The 18179-nt window shown below is 72.0% G+C and carries 12 protein-coding genes and 1 tRNA gene; 8 read left to right on the top strand and 5 right to left on the bottom strand.

The annotated features are described in order from the left end of the window. Window positions 1-46: 46 nt before the first annotated feature. Window positions 47-1198, top strand: coding sequence for a lysylphosphatidylglycerol synthase transmembrane domain-containing protein (locus ACQPZW_RS15250; protein WP_433795527.1), 1152 nt, complete (start codon window positions 47-49; stop codon window positions 1196-1198). 53 nt (window positions 1199-1251) lie between these two features. Here the strand turns inward: ACQPZW_RS15250 and ACQPZW_RS15245 are convergent, their stop codons facing one another. Next, window positions 1252-1944, bottom strand: a complete 693-nt coding sequence (locus tag ACQPZW_RS15245) for a RibD family protein (RefSeq protein ID WP_433795526.1) — start codon at window positions 1942-1944, stop codon at window positions 1252-1254. A gap of 113 nt (window positions 1945-2057) precedes the next feature. Here ACQPZW_RS15245 and ACQPZW_RS15240 point away from each other — a divergent pair, with 113 nt between their 5' ends. The 3 genes from ACQPZW_RS15240 to recQ are packed head-to-tail and all read left to right on the top strand — an operon-like array spanning window position 2058 to window position 7066. After that, window positions 2058-2717 (top strand): GTP cyclohydrolase II, encoded by a 660-nt coding sequence (locus tag ACQPZW_RS15240; protein ID WP_433795525.1) that lies wholly within the window; start codon window positions 2058-2060, stop codon window positions 2715-2717. Between the two features lie 42 nt (window positions 2718-2759). Further along, window positions 2760-4679 carry a SpoIIE family protein phosphatase gene (locus ACQPZW_RS15235; protein WP_433795524.1) on the top strand — a complete coding sequence of 640 codons (1920 nt, stop codon included), beginning with the start codon at window positions 2760-2762 and terminating at the stop codon, window positions 4677-4679. 53 nt (window positions 4680-4732) lie between these two features. Next, window positions 4733-7066, top strand: coding sequence for a DNA helicase RecQ (gene recQ / locus ACQPZW_RS15230; RefSeq protein ID WP_433795523.1), 2334 nt, complete (start codon window positions 4733-4735; stop codon window positions 7064-7066). 565 nt (window positions 7067-7631) lie between these two features. On the opposite strand, the gene ACQPZW_RS15225 is transcribed toward recQ, so the two are convergent. Beyond that, complete coding sequence (locus tag ACQPZW_RS15225; protein WP_433795522.1) at window positions 7632-8303, bottom strand: YceI family protein; 672 nt, start codon at window positions 8301-8303, stop codon at window positions 7632-7634. A gap of 845 nt (window positions 8304-9148) precedes the next feature. Between ACQPZW_RS15225 and ACQPZW_RS15220 the strand changes: the two genes are divergently transcribed. Beyond that, window positions 9149-9562: a DUF4259 domain-containing protein gene (locus ACQPZW_RS15220; RefSeq protein ID WP_433795521.1), complete on the top strand. Its 414-nt coding sequence runs from the start codon at window positions 9149-9151 to the stop codon at window positions 9560-9562. 100 nt (window positions 9563-9662) lie between these two features. On the opposite strand, the gene ACQPZW_RS15215 is transcribed toward ACQPZW_RS15220, so the two are convergent. Then, window positions 9663-10067 (bottom strand): VOC family protein, encoded by a 405-nt coding sequence (locus tag ACQPZW_RS15215; protein ID WP_433795520.1) that lies wholly within the window; start codon window positions 10065-10067, stop codon window positions 9663-9665. Between the two features lie 1113 nt (window positions 10068-11180). Between ACQPZW_RS15215 and ACQPZW_RS15210 the strand changes: the two genes are divergently transcribed. Then, window positions 11181-11966: a hypothetical protein gene (locus ACQPZW_RS15210; RefSeq protein WP_433795519.1), complete on the top strand. Its 786-nt coding sequence runs from the start codon at window positions 11181-11183 to the stop codon at window positions 11964-11966. Window positions 11967-12271: 305 nt separating this feature from the next. Here ACQPZW_RS15210 and ppdK read toward each other — a convergent pair whose 3' ends face one another. Further along, window positions 12272-14950 (bottom strand): pyruvate, phosphate dikinase, encoded by a 2679-nt coding sequence (ppdK, locus tag ACQPZW_RS15205; RefSeq protein WP_433795518.1) that lies wholly within the window; start codon window positions 14948-14950, stop codon window positions 12272-12274. A gap of 322 nt (window positions 14951-15272) precedes the next feature. After that, window positions 15273-15965 (bottom strand): hypothetical protein, encoded by a 693-nt coding sequence (locus ACQPZW_RS15200; protein ID WP_433795517.1) that lies wholly within the window; start codon window positions 15963-15965, stop codon window positions 15273-15275. Between the two features lie 78 nt (window positions 15966-16043). Between ACQPZW_RS15200 and ACQPZW_RS15195 the strand changes: the two genes are divergently transcribed. Further along, window positions 16044-16116, top strand: a tRNA-Gln gene (locus tag ACQPZW_RS15195). A gap of 1 nt (window position 16117) precedes the next feature. After that, window positions 16118-18151 (top strand): hypothetical protein, encoded by a 2034-nt coding sequence (locus ACQPZW_RS15190; RefSeq protein WP_433795516.1) that lies wholly within the window; start codon window positions 16118-16120, stop codon window positions 18149-18151. The last annotated feature ends 28 nt before the right edge of the window (window positions 18152-18179 follow it).

The following is an 18179-nucleotide window of genomic DNA, read 5'->3' as shown; positions in this document are numbered from 1 at the left end:
GGGGCGTCGGCCGGGCGTACTAGTCCTCGGAAGCTACGAGGGGACGATGGACGTGAACCGATCGATCTGGGCCTGGCTGCGCCTGATGGGTGGCGCCGGCATTCTGGCTCTGGTGATGTGGCGGCTCGGGACCGGCGCGTTCCTGGACGGGCTGCGGGTTCTCGACGCGGGCGCGCTGCTGGCGGCACTGGGGATCGGCGCCGCCACCACACTGCTCAGCGCGTGGCGGTGGTGCCTGGTGGCCCGCGGCCTCGGGATGCGGCTGACGCTGAAGGACGCGACCGCCGACTACTACCAGGCGCTGTTCCTGAACGCCGCGCTGCCGGGCGGGATCCTCGGCGACGTCGGTCGGGCGGTGCGGCACGGCAAGGGCGAGGGCGACCTGGGCCGCGGGGTCCGGGCCGTGGTGCTGGAGCGTACGGCCGGACAGATCGTGCTGCTCCTGGTGGGTGTGGCGGTGCTCGTCTCCGTACCCTCGCCGGTCTTTGACCTCCTGTCCGCGCACGGGCCGCAGACGGCCGCCGTCGCCGGTGGGATCGCGGTGGCCGGCGTCCTGATCGTTCTCGGTCTCCGCAGGCTGCGAGCCGGGCGTTCCAAGGCGGCCGGCGCGGCCCGGACCGGGATGAGCGAGATTCGCGCGGGCCTGCTGTCGCGGCGCAACGGGCCGGGCGTGCTGGTGGCGTCGGCGGCGGTGCTGGCCGGGCATCTGGCGACGTTCATGGTGGCGGCCCGGGCCGCGGGGAGCGCCGCGACGCTGGTGGAGCTGGCGCCGCTGCTGCTGCTCGCGCTGATCGCCATGGGCCTGCCGGTGAACATCGGCGGCTGGGGTCCCCGCGAAGGGGTGATGGCCTGGGCGTTCGGCGCCGCCGGCCTGAGCGCGGCGCAGGGCCTGACGATCGCGGTGGCGTACGGCATCCTGGCCTTCGTGGCGGCCGCTCCGGGCGCCGCGGTGCTGGTGGCACGGCTGCTGGCGCGCCGTGTCGAGCAGGCCGCCCCCCAGCAGGGGCCGACGCCCTCGCAGCCGACGCCCGCGCTGCCGGTGCCCTCGACGGCGACTCACCGGCCGGCGGTCCAGAGGCCGGCGCCGGCGATGGCGGCGGTCCCGGTGGTCGTGCCACTTCCGGTCACCCGGACGATTCCCGCGCTGGTACGAGTGGGCGCACGGCAGCCCGCCTACTCCGGTGGTGTCGCGGCTTGACCGAAGGGTGGGGAACAACCGGGCCGGCCTTCCTGGAAGGGCCGGCCCTCGGCTCAATCGTGCCCGAACCGCTCGGACAGCGCGTAACGCAGCAGCACCACGTCGCCGATCTGGCGGACCTCGACGAGCCGGGCCCGGTTGTCGGGCCCCCACGGGAAGGCGCCGTCGTGGACGAACCGCGGCGCCCGCGAGTCACCGACGAAGAACGGCGCCACCACCAGCTGCAACTCGTCGGCGAGACCGGCGGTCAGGAACTGGGTGTGCATGTGCCCGCCGCCCTCCACCATGAGCCTGCGCACCCCGCGCTCGCCCAGGTCGGCGGCGACCACCCGCACGTCCACCGGGTCTCCCCCGGCGATGACCGTGGCATGCTCGCCGAGCAGCTTGCGTGCGTCGTCCACCGTGGACGTCGCACAATAGACGAGCTTGTCGGCCGCGCCCGTGGTGAAGAACGACGCCTCCGGGTCGAGGTGGCAGCTGCCGGTCACGGTGACCTTCACCGGGTCGGGGGCTTCCCCTCGCGCGACCCGCTCGGCGCGGCGGTCGGCGGAGCGCACCAGCAATCGCGGGTTGTCCTGACGGATCGTCCCGGCGCCGACCAGGATCGCGTCGCACTCGGCACGCACCGCGTCGACCCGGTCGAAATCGGCGTCGTTGGAGAGGAGCAGCCGCCCCTCCGTGGCATCGTCGAGATAGCCGTCGATGGACATGCCACAACTCAGCAAGATGTAAGGACGCTCAGCCACCGATGACGCCTCCAGGTATCGGCCCTCACCATAATCCCCGTGTGCGGAGACCGAACTCTGGGCAGAGGATCACCGGTGTGCCGAGTTCGGTGGGAACCACACGAGGAGGACCGATGTTCGAAGCCACGACCGTTACCAAGGCCGGCATCCGGCGGCAGGTGACTGTGCCGCTGCGGTTCCCCGACGGCTACGCCACCACCGCCCGGGTGATGACCTTCGACGGCCTGGCCGACGGCAAGGAGCATCTCGCGCTCGGGCTCGGTGACTGGCAACGGGCCCTGACCAAGTCCGCGGCCGGCGGGCGGGCCCCGCTGGTCCGGCCGCACAGCGAGTGCCTGACCGGCGACGTGTTCGGCAGCCAGCGCTGCGACTGCGGGCCGCAGCTGCGCGAGGCGGTGGAGCGGATCGCCGAGCAGGGCGGGTTCCTGCTCTACCTGCGCCAGGAGGGCCGGGGCATCGGCCTGTACGCAAAACTCGACGCGTACGCCCTGCAGGACGACGGCCTCGACACCTACGAGGCGAACGTGGCGCTGGGCCGGGGCGAGGACGAGCGTGACTACACGGCGGCCGCGCAGATGCTGCTCGGACTCGGGGCGACCCGGATCCGGCTGCTCTCCAACAACCCGGACAAGGCCGGCCAGCTCGCCGACCTGGGCATCGACGTGACTCAGCGGATCCCGACGGGCGTGCACGTGTCGGCGGCCAACGTCCGCTACCTGTCGGTGAAGGCCTCGCACACCGCTCACACCATCGATCTGCCCCTGGCCGAGTGACGTTGCAAGCCATCGGTCCGCGGGTCCGGCACGATGGGCAGGGTGACGGGATGGGACACGCCGGACGCCGGCGACCGGGCCGCGATGATCGCCGCGGTCGACCAGCTGCCGTTCATCGTCATCGTGTCCGAGGGGCCGGACCTGGTGGTCGTCGGCGGCAACGCGGCGACCCGGGCGGTCCTGCCCGGCCGTGAGCTCGTCGGCCGGACCATCCGTGACGTGCTCAGCGACCTGTCCGGGCAGCAGTTCGTGGACGCGTTCCACGAGGTCTACCGGACCGGGGAGACGATCAGCGGCAGGCAGTGGCGGGTCCATCTGGACCAGCCGGACGGCTCCGTCGGTGAGATGTTCGCGACGTTCGCGCTGGTCCCGTGGCGGCACGCGGACGGCTCGATGCGCGGGGTGATCGGCGCCGCGTTCGACGTCACCGAACTGGCCCGGGAACGGCAGGCCGCCGAGGCCGAGGCGGAACGCCAGCGCCGCCGGTACGAGCAGACCCGCGACGTGATCGACGCGCTCCAGCGGGAGCTGCTGCCGGCCGGCCTGCCGGTGCTGCCCGGGCTGCAGGTGGCGGCGGCGTATCTGCTCGCCGACGCCGACACCCGGGCCGGCGGCGACTGGTACGACGCGGTCACCACCCCGGACGGGCGCATAGCGCTGGTCGCCGGGGACGTCGTCGGGCACGGGGTGACCGCGTCCGGGGTGATGGGACAGCTGCGGGCGGTGCTGCAGGAACGGCTCGACGCCGGCGCGAGCATCACCGAGGCGCTCGTCGCGGCGGACCGGCTGGCCGGGCGGGTCCGTGCGGCGCACGCGGCCACGGTCAGCCTGGTCGTCCTCGATCCGGGGAGCGGGGAGCTGTCGTACTGCACGGCCGGGCACCCCTCGCCGCTGGTCATCCCGGTGGACGGTCCGGCCCGCTACCTCGACGGCACGCGGGGCGCCCCGCTCGGCACCGGCGGGGCCTTCCCGATCCGGCACGACCGGCTCGGACCCGGGGAGACGCTGCTGCTCTACACCGACGGGATCCTCGAACGGCCGGGCGCCGCGACCGACCCCGACGCCGAGCTCGCCCACGTGGCAGGTGACGCGGCGGCCGGGCGGGCCCTGCACGATCCGTCGGCCACCGTGGCGGAACGGGTCTGCACGCAGACGCTCGAACTGCTGGTCCGCTCCGGTGGGCACGCGGACGACATCACCCTGCTGGCGGCTCAGCGCGTTGCCGTCGTACCCCAGCTGGCCCTTGATCTGGCGGCGAAGCCGGAGGTCCTCGGCAGGTCACGGCGGGACATCGGCGCCTGGCTGGCCGCCGTCGGCGCCGCCGGAGAGGACGTCTTCGTGCTCCAGCACGCGCTCGGTGAGCTGGTCACCAACGCGATCGAGCACGGCGGCGGCGACGACGTCGTCGAGATCCGCGCCCGGCTGCTGGCGTCCGGGCTGGTCGAGGCGACCGTCACCGACCACGGCGGGTGGCGCGCGCCGGAGCGCCGGCCGACCCGCGGGCGCGGCCTCGCGCTCACCGCGCAGCTGGTGCAGAGCCTGCGGGTGGAGCCCGGCGGGACCGGGACGATCGCCACCGTGCGGCATCCGCTGCTGCGCCCGGCACGGCTGCTCTCCTCGTCGCTCTCCTCGCCGGTCCCGGCCTCGCGCGGCGCGGAACTGACGATCACCGAGCTTCCCGGTGGGGACGAGGCGCGGGTCCGGATCGACGGTCCGCTGGACGCCGCGAGCGCCTTCGAGGTACGCACGGAGCTGTTGCGCCGCAGCCGCGGCGGCACCGTGCCGATGACCGTCGACCTGTCCGGCGTGAGTCTGCTGGCCAGCGCCGGGGTGTCGGCGCTGCACGAGATCAGCGCGCAGCACCTGGCCGAGAAGGCGCCACTGACGATCGTCACCTCACCGGGCAGTCCGGCGCAGCGCATCCTCGACCTGGTCGGGCTGGCGTCGTCCACAGGGCTCTAGTTCATCCACAGGGCGTACTCCGGTCGTCCGTTCGGCTCTCTAGACTTCGCGGGGTGACTGAGGCCCCTTCGATCTCCGTGTCCAGCGCCACCGACGCTCTCAACCGTGTGTTCGGCTACCCATCGTTCCGTGGGGAGCAGGCCGCCATCGTCGAGCACGTGATCGACGGCGGCGACGCGCTGGTGCTGATGCCCACCGGTGGCGGCAAGTCGCTGTGCTACCAGATCCCGGCCCTGGTCCGCCCCGGCACCGGCGTGGTGATCTCGCCGCTGATCGCGCTCATGCAGGACCAGGTCGACGCGCTGCGCACGCTCGGCGTGCGGGCCGACTTCATCAACTCCTCGCAGGATCTCGACGCGCGCCGCCTGGTCGAGGCCGAGTTCGTGGCCGGTGAGCTCGACCTGCTCTACGTCGCTCCCGAGGGCCTCGGCACCGCCGCCGTCCAGCGGCTGCTCGACCGGGGCAAGATCTCGCTGTTCGCCATCGACGAGGCGCACTGCGTGTCGCAGTGGGGCCACGACTTCCGGCCCGACTACCTCGCGCTGTCGATGCTGCACGAGCGCTGGCCGGACGTGCCACGGATCGCGCTGACCGCCACCGCCACCCCCGCCACCCGCGACGAGATCGCCACCCGCCTGCAGCTGACCGAGGCACGGCACTTCACCGCCAGCTTCGACCGGCCCAACATCCAGTACCGGATCGTCGGCAAGAGCAATCCGGCCCGGCAGCTGCTCGACCTGCTGCGCACCGAGCACGCCGGAGACTCCGGGATCGTGTACTGCCTGTCCCGCGCCTCGGTGGAGAAACACGCGGAGTTCCTCTCGTCCAACGGGATTCCGGCTCTGCCGTACCACGCGGGGCTCGACGCGCGGACACGCTTCCAGAACCAGTCCCGGTTCCTGCGGGAGGACGGGCTGGTCATGGTCGCGACCATCGCCTTCGGCATGGGCATCGACAAACCTGACGTCCGGTTCGTGGCCCACCTCGACCTGCCGAAATCCCTCGAGGGCTACTACCAGGAGACCGGGCGCGCCGGGCGTGACGGGCTGCCGTCGACCGCCTGGCTCGCGTACGGGTTGCAGGACGTCATGCAGCAACGGCGCATGATCGAGGGGTCCGAGGGCGATCTGGCGTACCGGCGCAACGCCGCGCGCCACCTCGACGCCATGCTCGCCCTGTGCGAGAGCGTCACCTGCCGGCGCGCACAGATCCTGCAGTATTTCGGTCAGGAGGCGCCCGCGTCGTGCGGCAACTGCGACACGTGCCTGACCCCGCCGGAGTCGTGGGACGGCACGGTCCCCGCACAGAAACTGCTGTCCACGGTGTTCCGCCTGCACAAGGAGCGCAACCAGAGGTTCGGGGCGCAGCACTCCATCGACATCCTGCTCGGCAAACGCACCGACAAGGTGAGCCGCTTCCGGCACGACGAGCTGTCCGTCTTCGGCATCGGCAGCGACCTCAGCGAGGTCGAGTGGCGCAATGTGGTCCGTCAGTTGCTCGCCGGTGACTTCCTCGCCATCGAGCCCAACCATCAGACGCTGGCACTGACCGCCCGGAGCGGCGAGGTCCTCCGCGGCGAGCGCAAGCTGCTGATGCGCCGGGAGGCGCCGCGCAGCCCCCGCAGCGGGTCGCGGTCGTCCGGGTCGCCCGGCGTCTCCGGGTCTGCCGGGAAGGCCGCTCCGGCCGAGCTCTCCGGGGAGTCTGCGGCACTCTTCGAGAGGCTCCGTGCGTGGCGCGGTGCCACCGCCAAGGAGCAGAGCGTCCCCGCCTACGTGATCTTCCATGACGCGACGTTGCGTGCCATCGCGGCCCTCGCGCCGGTGACGCTGGCCCAGCTCGGCACGGTAAGCGGCGTCGGCCAGAGCAAGCTGACGAAATTCGGCGACGCCGTCCTGGCCACGGTTCGCGGCGACGAGACCGGCGAGCCCGCCCCGGCCGCCCCGTCCTCGTCCGCGGGCAGTTCTCCGGCCGCACCGCCCCCGGCGGGGTTCTCGGCGGAGGCGCCGGATTCCCTGTTCCCGACGGCGACGGATGCGGGGCCCGCTTCCCCAGCCGTAACCCTTCCCGCGGCGGCAGCCGCGCCGTCCGCGTCTCGGTCTGCGGATTCCCCGGCGGCCGGTTCCACGTCCGCCGGTCTTACGGCGGCCGCCTCCCCTCTCTCACCCGGGTCTTCCGCACCAGCCACTTCCTCACCCGGGTCTTCAGCACCGGCCACTTCCTCACCCCGGTCTTCCGCACCAGCCACTCGCTCATTCGGTCGAAGCGCGTCCCGGCCGTCGTGGGCGGGGTCCTCCGGAGGCGCAGCGGTCACGGCTTTCGACGATCAAGACCTGCCGCCCCTCCCGCCGGAGCCGGACGAGGACTACGACCCCTACTACGAGGGCTGACCGCCTGCCCGCCCGGCACAAGGCGGCCCGTCCGCCCGCCCGGCTAAAGGCGAACCGTCCGGCCGGCCGGCCGAAGGTGAACCGTCCGGCCGGCCGGCCGAAGGTGAACCGTCGGCCCGGCACAAGGCGGCCCGTCCGGCCAACACAACGCAGACCGCCGGACCAGCTGGAGGCGGACCGCCCGACCAGCTAAAGGCGAACCCATCTGCCCGCTCGACTGGCTGGCTGGCTGGCTGGCTGGCTGGCTGGCTGGCCAACCACCCACCCGGCACGATGCGAACCGCCCGGCCGGCTAAAGGCCAACCAGCCGGCCGGCTGAAGGCGGACCGCCCGGCTGGCACAACGCGAACCGTGCTTGAGCGACGGCCGAGCCTGCTGGCCGTCGCTCAAGCACGGTCATGCGGGCTCGAATCGGTGGCTGAGCGACGGCCGGCGAGAACCGGCCCGCTTGCCGGGACCTGCACATTCTGGCGTCCGGTGCTCGGCTCGAGAGGAGATGTGGCCTACGGGATGCCGGCCGTTGGCTTCGGCGGGAAGCAGGCGACAAGACCCGGCTCCCGAGGGGCTATGCGTTGCGGATGGCTTCGCCGGCCAACTCGATGCGGATCTTCTTGCCCACCAGGACACCGCCGGACTCCAGGGCCACATTCCACAGGAGGCCGTAGTCCTCCCGGTCCAGTTCGGCGGTAGCGCTGAAACCGAAGATCTCCCGGCCGTACGGATCGCGCCGCGCCCCGCCGAACTCCAGGTGCATGTCGATCGGCCTGGTCACCGCCTTGACCGTCAGGTAACCCTGGATCACGAAACGGCCGGAGGCGCGGGTGGCCGCGGCGGGCAGGTCGGCGACGGTGCCGCGGCGGCCCAACGGGTTGTTGCGCAACCGCACCCAGTTGAAGATCGGGTCGCTGTCCGCCTCCCAGGCGATGCCGGTGCTGCGGTACTCCATCGTCGGGTATCGCACGACGTCGAGGAAGTCCGGACTGGACAGATGCGCGTCCCGTTCAGGGTTGTGTGTGTTGATGCTGCCGGTACGAATGGAAGCGCTCACCGATGAGCGCAACGGATCTGTCGCCACGACGATGGTCGCCGCGCCCTGTGCGAATTCCCCCCGAATCGGACTGACCATCATGTGCTGTGCCACAAAACCGATTCGTTTGTGCGCCTCATCCAGGGTGTAGACCCCCGGATCCGGAATGACCAGGCCGTTCCAGTCGCGGACCGGCCGTTCGACCGTCACGTAGCTCTCCCCCTCGAAAGCATCGCTGCCGCCCGGCGGCGCACGAGCCCCCCGGCTCGCCCGATGCTGAATTCGCGAGGATTCTATGCACCACGGAATTCAGACAGTTAACCCCCCGATTGCGTTACGTGGTGGCTGCCACAGTTGATCCACATGCCTCAGATCGACCGTTCCACTACAAACAGCGCGTGCATCACTGCAGCAAAAAGCAATCCGGGCACCAATTCGGGACGATTCTGCCCGGTCGGCGGAGCGTGTCGGAAGAACGACACGGAGCGTGAACACCACCTCCCGTCGGCACGCAGCGTAAGCCGCTATCTCACACCGGAACATCAGCCAATCGAGCGTCGCCCGATCGAGCGCGATCCGTCCCGCCGCCACCGACTCGACCGGCGCAGGGACTGCCCTGACGAGGCCCGAGGGCCGTTGAGCCCGGCTTGATGACCGGTTCGCGATCTGGAGGGGCACGCTGAACCGCCGGAAAGGGATGCCTCTGACCAAGGAGCCACCTCCCCGCGGCGCTGGTTGCCTCACCTCGTCGCGCCCTGCCTCACCTCATCGCAGGCCTCACCTCGACGGTTCGTTCGGCGTCCCGCGTCCCGCGCCCGGCGTCCCGCGTCCCGCGCCCGGCGTCCCGCGCCCGGCGTCCCGCGCCCGGCGTCCGGCGCCCCCGCGTCCGGCGCCCCCGCGTCCGGCGCCCCCGCGTCCGGCGTCCGGCGTCCGGCGTCCGGCGTCCGGCGTCCGGCGTCCGGTGAGCCAGGAGATCAGAAGATCAGGAACAATCGAGTACCCCGCACAACGGACCGGTCGACACCAGTTCACCGAGGAACCACCGGAGAGACGCTATGGGCACATGGGACTTCGGCCCCTTCGACAACGACGATGCCGCTGACTGGAGCGGCGACCTTCAGGAGGCCGATCCGGGACGGCGCGCCGCCGTGATCCGCGAGGCCCTCGACGAGGTGCTACTGGAGGACGGGTACCTGGAGGGAGACGCCGCCAACCGGGCCATCGCGGCGGCCGCGGTGATCGCCTCACAGCTACCCACCGGCACGCCACTGAGGACCGCCTACGCCCCCGGCTTCCTGACCGCCGGGGAGACCCTCGACCTGCCGGACGACCTGCCCGCGCTGGCGCTGCGCGCCCTGGACCGCGTGGCCGGTGACGACTCGGAGTGGAGCGAACTCTGGGAAGACGGCCTCCCGAAAGCGCTCGCCGCCTTGAGTCCCATCCGCGAGGCGCTGGAATCCGCGGTCTGACCGCCGCCCGGGGTGCACACCACCGCCGGAATGTGCGCCGCCGCGGACTCACTGTCGGCCGGGGTGTGCACCACTAGCGCGCACACCCCGGGCGCGGACGTCACTGGGTGATGTTGACCATCCAGGGGACACCGAAACGGTCGACCAGCTGGCCGAACTCGTCGCCCCACATCTGCTTCTCCAGAGGCACCCGGACCTGGCCGCCGGCCGACAGCTTCTCCCAGGCGTTGCGCAGCGTTTCGCCGTCGGGGCCGCTCAGGCTGACCGTGATGCTCTCGCCCGGCTTGTACTCCACACCGGGCGGGCAGTCGGACGCCATCAGCGTGTAGCCCTGCGGCGTCTCCAGCTGCGCATGCATGATCAGGTCGGCCGACGCCGGATCAGGGCTGCCGAACTCGCCGAACGTGTTGACCTTCAGCTCGCCGCCGAAGACCGAGTGGTAGAACTCGACGGCTTCTCGCGCCTTGCCGTCGAATGTCAGGTACGGGTTGAGCGTGGACGTCATTGGTTCGCTCCGTCGTCGTCGTTGACACGTCCCCTCGGACGTTAGACCCGGCCTACGACATTTTCCGTGGGATCGTGCCCCGGCACCCACCCGAGGTTCGACGGCACGTTCGATGTCGTACCCCGCCGGTAGCATCCGCCACAGTGAACTGAATCGATGGGGAGGCGCGATGGCGGCGATCGACGAACCCGGCGTCACCGTGCTCGACCGACGGCTCAGGCTGTCGTTGCTGGAGAGGACCGGCTCGGACGCGCGGTTCCTGGATCTCGTCGGCCAGGCGCTGGCAGATTCCCTGGTCACCGGCCGCGACCTGCCCGAAGTCCTCTACCTGAGCCTGCTGGAAGCCACGCTGAGCGGCCGGGAGCGCGACATTCCCGGGCTGGACAGCCAGGAGCGCAGCGTCCCCGGGCCGGGGAGCTCGGAGCGCGACATTCCCGGACTGGGGAGCCGGGAGCGCGGCATTCCCGGGCTGGGGAGCCGGGAGCGCGGCATTCCCGGGCTGGACAGCGGCGGGAGTCGCGACGGCCCGTTGTGGCAGCAGCCGCCGTTCCCGCCGGAGCAGGCGCATGGTGCTCCCGGGGACGGGCGAGAGGCCCTTCTGCGGGAGATCCGTGCGCGGTGGGCCGCGCACACCCGCCGCCATCTCTATCTCACCCCGGCGGGATGGCTGCGGGCGATGCTCCCGCGGGCACCACTCGCCGGCAGCCCTCATTCGCTGGCCCGGCTGCTGCGGGTGTTCGTCGATCATCTCGCTCCGGCCGACTGTGCCGCGGCCGCTTCGCTGGCCGCGCTGATCGAGGATCCCGGTGAGGCCGCGGTCGCCCAGTGTGCGCTGGTCGGGGCCGCGGTGGCCGCGCACGATCTCGATCAGGAGGCGAGCGCCTGGTCCCGGCAGCGTCATCTGCTGACCCGGATGCCGTCGTGGTCGCGGCCGGGCGGGCGGGACCGGCATGACCGCGACGTCCTGGCCTATCTGCGGCCCGACCACCGGGCCCGGTTCGACACCGCGATCGGGGTGCTGCCGTTCGCCACCGGGCTGGGGCATTCGCTGCTCACCGAGCTTCCGGCACTCGCAGAGGCGTATCGGGGGCGTATGCCTGTCACGGTTCGGCTGTGTATACCGAGCAGCGGCTCTGCGGCCGTCGCCCGGATCCCGAGGCCGCCGCCGTGCACGAGGAGGTCCGGCGTAGCCCGGAGGCGGCCGGGCCGATCGTCGCCGCCGTGGTGTCGGCGAACGAGCAGGTGCTGGGAGCCGCCGCCATTCCCGTCGCCGATCCGGTGTATCGGTTGCACGCCCGGATCACGGCCCGGACCACGCGGGCCCATCGGCTCGGCGCCGACGATCTGGCTCCGGAGCCGGTCCCGGACGGCTTCGACGGGCGGCGGCTGCCGGCGTACGCCGAGATCGTCCGGCAGAACGCGGACACCCCGATCGTCGCCGCCCTGGCCGCCCGGGTCCGTGCCGAGGCGACCGCCCACGACGACCGGGAGACGCTGTTGATCCTGGCCGATGCCGGTTATGCCGACCACGGCCCGCTCCTGGACGAGCCCGGCCCGGTCCGGCGCCGAAGAGCCGGTGTGCCCGGCCGCGGGGAAGCGGCGGGACGACGGCCCGCCACCGGCGACGAGGTGCCGTCCGCGGAGATGTCGGTCCTGATGTTCCGGCACCGGTCGGCTGAGGCCGTTCGTCAGGTCTCCGCCGCCGCCCGCACCGACTGGACGGTGGCGGCCGCCATGCTGGAACACGGGGCCGCCGAGTTGCTCGCCGTCACCGGGCCACGGATCGCCCGCGACCTGCACGACGCCGTGGTGAGGGCAGCGGACTGCGCCGGCCCGCCCGGATCCGCACCGCCGCCGGTCGTCGACGGAGCCCACAGGTCGTCAGCAACATGCCCCTGACCACCGACCCGGGACACCGCTCACCCGGACCGACAACGACGACCCGGCACCACCCACCCCGGCCCCCTCACCGCCAACCCCGACGCCGGGGCTACGCCCGCCAGACCCGGCACCACCGAACCGAGCACCGCTGAGCGCGGGATCGGGCGCCACCATACCGGCCACCACCGAAAACGGGACCCGCGCTGCCGAACCGGGCAGCGCGGCGGACACGGGCAGCCCGGCCGACACGGGCAGCCCGGCCGACACGGTGAGTGCGCGGCGGATCGCCGCGCACTCACCACCACCCGGCCGTGGGCGGCTCGTCAGCGGTGGTCGGAACCTTCGGATGTGACCGCGGCGCGGCCCGCTTCGAGGCGGGCGATCGGTACGCGGAAGGGTGAGCAGGAGACGTAGTCGAGGCCGACCTCGTGGAAGAAGTGGACCGAGTCGGGGTCGCCGCCGTGTTCGCCGCAGACGCCGAGTTTGAGGCCGGGGCGGGCGGCGCGGCCCTCTTCGGCGGCGATGCGGACGAGGCGGCCCACGCCGTCGGCGTCGATGGACTCGAAGGGGGAGATGCCGAAGATGCCGAGTTCGAGGTAGCGCCAGAAGAAGGCGCCTTCGACGTCGTCGCGGGAGAAGCCCCAGGCCATCTGGGTGAGGTCGTTGGTGCCGAAGGAGAAGAACTCGGCGGCCTCGGCGATCTGTCCGGCGGTGAGGGCCGCCCGCGGCACCTCGATCATGGTGCCGATCAGGATGTCGACGCCGGAGTCGCCGACGATCGAGGTGATGATCTTCTCGGCTTCGGTGCGGACCGTCTCCAGCTCCTGGACGGCGCCGACCAGCGGGACCATGATCTCCGGTCGTGGCCTGCCGCCCTCGGCGGCCAGGGCGACGGCGGCTTCGGCGATGGCGCGGACCTGCATGGCGAACAGGCCGGGAATGACCAGGCCCAGGCGTACGCCCCGCAGGCCCAGCATCGGGTTCTGCTCGTGCATGCGCCGGACGGCGGCGAGCATCTGCTCGTCGTGCTCGACGCGCTGGCCCTGTTCGTGCGCGACGGCGACCTTGACCGCGAGCTCCTCGAGGGACGGCAGGAACTCGTGCAGCGGCGGGTCGATGAGCCGGATGGTGACGGGCAGCCCGTTCATCTCCCGGAAGATCTCCAGGAAGTCGGCCCGCTGCAGTGGCTGGAGGGCGGCCAGGGCCTCGTTGCGGTCCGTCTCGTTGCGCGCGAGGATCAGGCGTTCGACCAGCTCGCGGCGGTCGCCGAGGAACATGTGCTCGGTCCGGCACAGGCCGATGCCCTGTGCTCCGAAGCGCCGGGCGCGGGCGGCGTCGAGTCCGGTGTCGGCGTTGGTGCGCACCGTGAGGCGGCGTTTCGAGTCGGCGTGCGTGATGATCCGGTGCACCGCCGCGACCAGGGGGTCGTTGGCGTTGGCGGGGTCCAGGTCGCCCTCGAAGTACTGCACTACCTCGCTCGGGCGGACCGGGACCTCGCCGAGGTAGACCCGGCCGGTGGTGCCGTCGATGGAGATCGTGTCGCCCTCGCGGACGGTTTCCGCGCCGATGGTGAACGAGTCGCGGCCGACCACCATCTCGTCGGCGCCGCAGACGCAGGTCTTGCCCATGCCGCGGGCGACGACGGCGGCGTGTGACGTCTTGCCGCCGCGGCTGGTCAGGATGCCGTTGGCGGCGATCATGCCGGGCAGGTCGTCGGGGTTGGTCTCGCGCCGTACCAGGATGACCGGCTTCCCCTCGGCCGCCACCTCGACGGCCCGCTGTGAGGTGAAGACGACGTGGCCGTAGGCCGCTCCCGGTGAGGCGCCGACACCCCGCGTCAGGGACGAGGGCGAGCCGGCCAGGTCGAAGCGGGGGAACATCAGCTGACCGAGCTGGGCGCCGCTGACCCGGTGCAGCGCCTCGTCGAGGTCGATGACGCCCTCGTCGACGAGCTGGGCGGCGATGGTGAACGCGGCGGCCGCGGTGCGCTTGCCGACGCGGGTCTGCAGCATCCACAGTTTGCCGCGCTCGATGGTGAACTCGATGTCGCACAGATCCCGGTAGTGGCCCTCCAGGGTGGCCATGATCTGCATCAGCTCGTCGTAGGACTTCTTGTCGAGCCCTTCCAGGTCGGCCAGGGGCAGCGTGTTGCGGATGCCGGCGACCACGTCCTCGCCCTGCGCGTTGGACAGGTAGTCGCCGTAGACGCCCTGCTCGCCGGTGGCCGGGTCGCGGGTGAAGGCGACGCCGGTGCCGGAGTCGGCGCCCAGGTTGCCGAAGACCATGGCGACCACGTTGACGGCCGTGCCCAGGTCGGTGGGGATGCGCTCCTGGCGGCGGTAGAGGACGGCGCGGTCGGCGTTCCACGAGCGGAACACCGCCTCGGTGGCGAGGTCGAGCTGCTCGCGCGGGTCCTGCGGGAACTCGTGGCCGGTGTGCTTGACGAACACCTTCTTGTACGCCGCGACCAGCGCCCGCAGATCGTCGGCGTCGAGCTGCACGTCGTCGTGGACGCCCTTGGCGGTCTTCGCGTCGTCGAGGGCCTGCTCGAACTCGTGGCCGGGCACGTCGCAGACGGTCTTGCCGAACATCTGGATGAGCCGCCGGTACGAGTCCCACGCGAACCGGTCGTTGCCGCCGGCCTGCCGGGACAGCCCGTCCACGGAGGCGTCGTTGAGGCCCACGTTGAGGACGGTCTCCATCATGCCGGGCATGGAGAACTTGGCCCCGGACCGCACCGACACGAGCAGCGGATCGGCCGGGTCGCCGAGGCGCCGGCCCATCTTCTCCTCGAGCGCGGCGAGGTGCTCGTCGATCTGGGCGGCCAGCCCGTCGACGTGGGTGCCGTGGTGCAGATACTGCTGGCACGCCTCGGTGGTGATGGTGAAGCCGGGAGGCACGGGCAGGCCCAGATTGGTCATCTCCGCGAGATTGGCGCCCTTGCCACCCAGCAGATCCTTGAGGTCCTTGTTGCCCTCGGCGAAGTCGTAGACGAACTTCATGCCTCTACCTCCCGGCTAAGAATCCGCGGCGGATACCCAGACCTGCCCTGGGATTCGTAAGGCTAAGCACGACGGTAGTGAATAGTTAACAGCCGCGTGGCTTTTTCCACACGGGTACGGCCATCACTGAGCGGTATGCGCTTTCTCCGCGCAGTAACGAGCACGAAGGTTGGCAGACGACTAGGCCTCGGCTGCTGATCGCGTGGCGAGGAGGGCGTGCCGGCACGGTTCACGGCGAAAAATAAGAGCGCCGCTGCGAATTCCACGGGGGAAGAACTCGCAACGGCGCACCGCGAACATTAGACGACGATCGTCGCCGTGTCTATCCCACGCGCTGAACGACCGACCCGACGAGCCGCTTCCAGTCGGTCTCGAAGTTCGGCGCGGCACTCGCGTTGTTCAGTTGGTAGATGGCGTAGCTGTCGACGAGCACCACGTTGCGGGTGCGCAGCACGGCCACGGCGACGTCGGCGGTGCCGGGGTGGGCCGCTTCGTACAGCTTGTGGCGCACGATCACGAACCCGCTCCAGGCGCCCTCGTTGAGATCACGGACCTCCACCGTCTCGGTGTAGGCGGGCTCGTTGCGGTCGGCGGTGACGGCCGCCGGCACCTCGGACGTCTTCGCGCACTGGTCGGCCACCGTACGCAGCAGCGACAGGCCCGCGCCGGCACTGTCCGCGTCGGCGTAGACCAGGGCGGACTGCTGGAGCGTCTGCGCGCCCTTCTCCCCCTCGTCGGCCGCGTTGGAGTAGACCAGCTCCCCGCCGGGCGGCGGCTGCGGCGGCGCACTGCCCCCACCGCAGAAGCTGACGAGCGTCTGCGGGGCGGCGCTCTCCGCCGGGGCGGCCCACGCCGGACCGATCTCGGCGGGCTGCAGGAACGCGCCCCGCATGGTGGTCACGGTGATCAGCCCGGCGTCCGGATCGGGCTCGTCGGAGGAGCTGCACCCGGCCGCCATGACCAGGGCACAGGCGGCGCCCAGGGCGGCACGGACGGGTCTGGCGGTCAGGAACATCCGGCCATCCTGCCAGACGGCGGCGGCGAAATAATCCGGCGGCGGGCATCGGGACCCTGCGCTAATGTCACCGCCACACGGCGTGTAGCTCAGCTAGTAGAGCACCTGGCTCTGGACCGGGAGGGCGCAGGGGCGGGACCTGCCACGCCGGCATGGAGAAGTACGGCTACCCCGGCGCCCAGCTGGGCAAGGCACAGCACACCGCGGCCACGCACCCGGACCCGGCGACCCGCGAACGGGCCCGGGAGCGTGCGGCCCGGTGGATCGCGGTGGTGCGCGGGATGTTGCACGGCGACCTGGCGATCGGCAGTCGCACCCCGGTCCGGGGCCTGCCGGCGTGGGTGACGCCGACCGTGACGCACGGTGGTTTCGCGACCGGCACGGCCGCGGCCGGCGGGACGCTGCGGCGGTGGGAGCTCGACTACGCGCAGCGGCACGGCCTACCCGGCGGGCGCGCCGCGATCTTCGAGCACGCCGTCCGGGAGGACCGGCTCACCGAGCTGGTCAGCGGACACCGGGCCGAGCAGCCCGAGCAGGCGGCCCTGCCGATCCTGGCCTGGCTGGTCGGCGCCGGCGACCAGGAGGCGGCCGCCGCGCTGCTGGCCGAGATCGCCCCGTTCCGGGACCGGCTCTGCTTCCTTCCCGAGCCCGCACCCGCGTCGGGGCTGCCCCTCGACGTCGTGTGGCGGTCGACGGTCGCCGAGACCCGGGACCGGCTGCGGCAGCGGCGGGCACAGCCACGGGTGGCGGTCATGAACGACACCCTCGCCGTGTGGAACCTCTACGCCGACCGGGTGCTGGAGCTGTGGCTGCGTACCGCGGACGATTTCGGCTCCGGGTGGAGGGACGAGGCGCGCGCCCTGCTGGCGGAGTACGACTCCCTCGCCGCGGAGCATCCACCGAGCCGCCGGCACGCCGGGCCGAAGGCCAACCTGACCGTGCTGCGGACCGCTCTCGCCGACGTGCTCGCCGGGCGGCCGTGGCGGCGCGGGCTGGTCCGGACGGTGACCGAGGCGATGGTCGCGCGACGTGGCGAGCCCGGCAGCCCTCAGCACCGTGAGCTGCGCGAACGGCAGGCCGCCGACGCTGCCCGGCCGCCACACCACCTGATCGCCCACGCCGTCGCCGACCGGATGGCGGCGCTGCCGCAGGACACCGGCGCCACCGATGTCGAGAGCCTCGCCGAGGGGACGCCGCCGGCGATCGCCGCGATCGTCCGCCGGTCCCTGGCCGCGCCGGCCGAGACGCTGGTCGCGGCCGGCCTCGTCCCGTCCGGCGAGGTGCTCGCCGAGTTGTCGCCGCGGATCGTCGCGCAGGCGGTGGCCGCCACCTGCCCCGACCCGGGCCTGGGTGAGCTGATGGCCGGCGCCTACCTGGCGTTCCGCCGGCGGCGCTCGCTGCTGCTGCTCAATCTGCAGAGTCAGGTACGCCCGGACGAGATGCCGTGGGTCCGAGCGGCCGCCGCTCACCGCGTCTCGCTCGAGACGGGCGCCGCCGCGGGTCTGCGGAGGCTCGCCGGGCTGGCGTGGCACACGTTCCCCGGCACGCTGCTGCCCAACCCGATGGTCCGCGAGCTGAGCATGCTGAGCCGGGAGGCCGGGCTCGATCTGCCGTGGACGGAGGAGTTGGCCGCGGACATCTTCGAGGGCCGGTTCGCGCCGAAGTTCCGGGCCGCCGCCGATCTCGCGGGCGGGCTGCTGGCCGGGAGCCTCTACGACCGCTACTACCGGATCGGCTACGGGGACCTGGCCGCCGAGCCGGACTTCGGTGCGCTCTGCGTGCGGCGCTCCGGGGTCACCCAGAGCCGGTGGCGGTCGCCCGCGGAGAACGGCATGATCATCGAGCAGGCGCAGATCCTGACCACGCACAACCTGGCCGTCCTGTGGGAGACCGGCACGGACCTTCCCCCGGAGGCCGCGGCCCGCTGCTTCCAGGTCGCCTCCACGCTCGCGGCACGAGGGTCGGGACGCCGGATGGTCAAGAACGTCGCCTACGCGTGGCGCGAGATGATCTTCCACCTCGCCATGGACAGCGCGCCGGAACGGTTCGTCGCGAGCCTGCCGGACGACGGGCCGCTCGCGCCGGCGGTGCACGGGCTGCGACAGGTCGTGGCCGGCGGCACGGTCACCCCGTTCACGGGCTGGTCGACCGGCCGCCACTGGCTCCTCACCGCCGATCAGGGTTAGCGTGGCCTCCAGGCAGTGTCGCCGAGGA

The organism is Actinoplanes sp. CA-252034 (assembly GCF_050956125.1).
Lineage (GTDB): Bacteria > Actinomycetota > Actinomycetes > Mycobacteriales > Micromonosporaceae > Actinoplanes.
The sequence above is the reverse complement of the archived record's forward strand: the minus strand, read 5'-3'. Positions and strand labels throughout refer to the sequence as shown.